The 2,291-nt window shown below is 45.3% G+C and carries 3 protein-coding genes; all 3 read left to right on the top strand.

The features are described 5' to 3' along the window. On the top strand, positions 1-938 hold a 938-nt coding region (locus tag BW952_RS19090; RefSeq protein ID WP_139325463.1), incomplete at its 5' end, for a glycoside hydrolase family 43 protein. Positions 939-968: 30 nt separating this feature from the next. Then, positions 969-1,655: a DUF624 domain-containing protein gene (locus BW952_RS19085; protein ID WP_045849019.1), complete on the top strand. Its 687-nt coding sequence runs from the start codon at positions 969-971 to the stop codon at positions 1,653-1,655. A 415-nt stretch (positions 1,656-2,070) separates the two neighbouring features. Beyond that, on the top strand, positions 2,071-2,291 hold a 221-nt coding region (locus tag BW952_RS19080; protein WP_139325462.1), incomplete at its 3' end, for a family 43 glycosylhydrolase.

Here is a 2,291-nt window from a genome sequence, read left to right as displayed (position 1 = left end):
ATGAGGTTCATCCGCAAAACCCACTGCTTACTTCCTGGCATGATCTGCACAATCCGCTTCAAAAAGCGGGGCATGCATCGATCGTTCAAACGCAGGACGGCGACTGGTACCTGGCGCATTTAATGGGGCGTCCATTAAAAAGACCGGGCAAAAAGCTGCTGGAGGAAAGAGGCTTCTGTCCGCTTGGAAGAGAAACAGCGATTCAAAAGCTCGAGTGGCGGGACGGCTGGCCGTACGTGATCGGCGGCAACAGTCCATCCGTCGAAGTAGAAGCACCGGATCTGCCGGAGGTGACGTGGGAGGCGGATTTTCCAGAGAAGGATGATTTCCGTACGGGCCAATTAAACCATCACTTTCAGACGCTGCGCATTCCGTTTAATGAAGAAATCGGCTCTTTAACAGAGCGGGACAGCCACCTCCGCTTGTACGGCCGGGAATCGCTTCACTCGCAGTTTACACAGGCGCATGTGGCAAGGCGCTGGCAGCACTTTTCCTTTGAGGCAGAAACGAAGGTCGAGTTCGAGCCAGACACGTTTCAGCAAATGGCCGGGCTGACGTGCTATTACAACATCCGCAACTGGGTGTTTGTCCATGTGACGTGGCATGAAGAAAAAGGAAAGATCATTGACATCATGATCTGTGACCAGTTTAAAGCAGACCGGCCGATTCACGGCTCGGAAATCCAGGTGCCGGATGAAGCAGCAGCCGTTTATTTGCGAGTAAGTGTCCGCGGAGATCATTATTTCTTCAGCTATTCAATAGATGGTGAAACGTGGAAAGAGATTCCTGTTCAATTTGACGCCTATAAGCTTTCGGATGATTACGTTGATCAAGGCGGCTTTTTTACAGGTGCATTTGTCGGCATGTGTGCGATTGACATGACCGGAAGCCGGAAGCCGGCCGATTTTGATTATTTTTCCTACAAAGCGAAGCCATAATGACGATCGGATAAGAAAGGAGCGGAGCGGATGAAAACGCATGAATCAATCGGTATCGGCACAGTGTACGGCTGGGTGCAGACAAGCTACACATTTATCATGGTGAATCTTTGCTTTGTAGCAGCAAATCTCCTGTTCCTGTTTTTTTTCTTGACGTTGAACCAGACCTCATCCAACAGCTGGATTTACTATGCGGCGCTCCTTCCAGCCGGTCCGTCTATTTACGCCCTGCTTCGGACAATGGATGCGTTTATACGTGGAGGAGAGGTCGCGCCAGCACGAAGCTTCTGGCAAAATATTCGAAGGAACGTACGTGAATCCTCAACAAATTGGCTTGTCATGATCACTGTCGCCTTTTTGCTGGGAGCGGATATCTTTTACCTGAACGGATCATCGCTGCCCGGAAAAATGATCGGGTCAGCCGCCTTGCTCGTGATCCTAATCATCTGGATGCTCGTTTCAATGAACGTGCTTATTATTCAAACGAGATTTACCTTTCAGAAAAAGGCTTTATGGCGGCTGTCCGCATATTATTTAGCCGAAAAGTGGAAAACAGCGATTGTGAATGTGTGCCTCGTTGCTGTAGGAATCGGGCTGCTCGCTGCGACATCCGGCTTTTCAATTTTGTTCACCTTCAGTATCACGGCCTTTTTCGTTATGAAAAACAGTCAGATGATGATGGAGGATATTCAAAAAAGGTTTGTTAAAAAAGGCTAAAATAGGAGAGATTTCTTTAAACTGAATCGGATTATTTCAACATGCATTGAACATATTTTGTTCAATGCATTTTATCGTTTCAAACTGAATTTTCAAAAAAAAATAACTTTTTCCAAAAAAACACTTGGAATTTTGATTTACAGATTATATAATAAACCCACAACTACCATATTAGTACAGCTTCTATGATAAAAGCTAAACTAGCCAAGGGAATTTTTCGTTTATGACCTTGCTTTTTATTTGTTCAGTTAGTTTGTCCGGTATACAAAGTATGGGTTGAATAAAAAATATTTAATAAGTGTCTGGTTAAATGCCCTCAAAAGTGAGACTGCTCCAACCTATACTGCCATATTAGTATGCATGTTTCAATTTTATTAATGAAAGCGTTTTATTTAGTGGGAGGGAATGAGAGAAAATGACAATTCAAAATCCAGTTTTAACAGGTTTTAATCCAGATCCAAGTATTTGCAGGGTAGGCGATGATTATTACATTGCCGTCTCCACGTTTGAATGGTTTCCTGGTGTTCAAATTCATCACTCCAAGGACTTGAAAAACTGGCACCTCGTCAGCCAGCCGCTGAACCGGGTATCCCAGCTGGATATGAAGGGAAATCCGGATTCCGGCGGAGTGTGGGC

Origin of the sequence: Domibacillus enclensis, assembly GCF_900156125.1 — a bacterium.
Lineage (GTDB): Bacteria > Bacillota > Bacilli > Bacillales > Domibacillaceae > Domibacillus > Domibacillus enclensis.
This window is presented reverse-complemented; position numbering and strand designations above follow the sequence as displayed.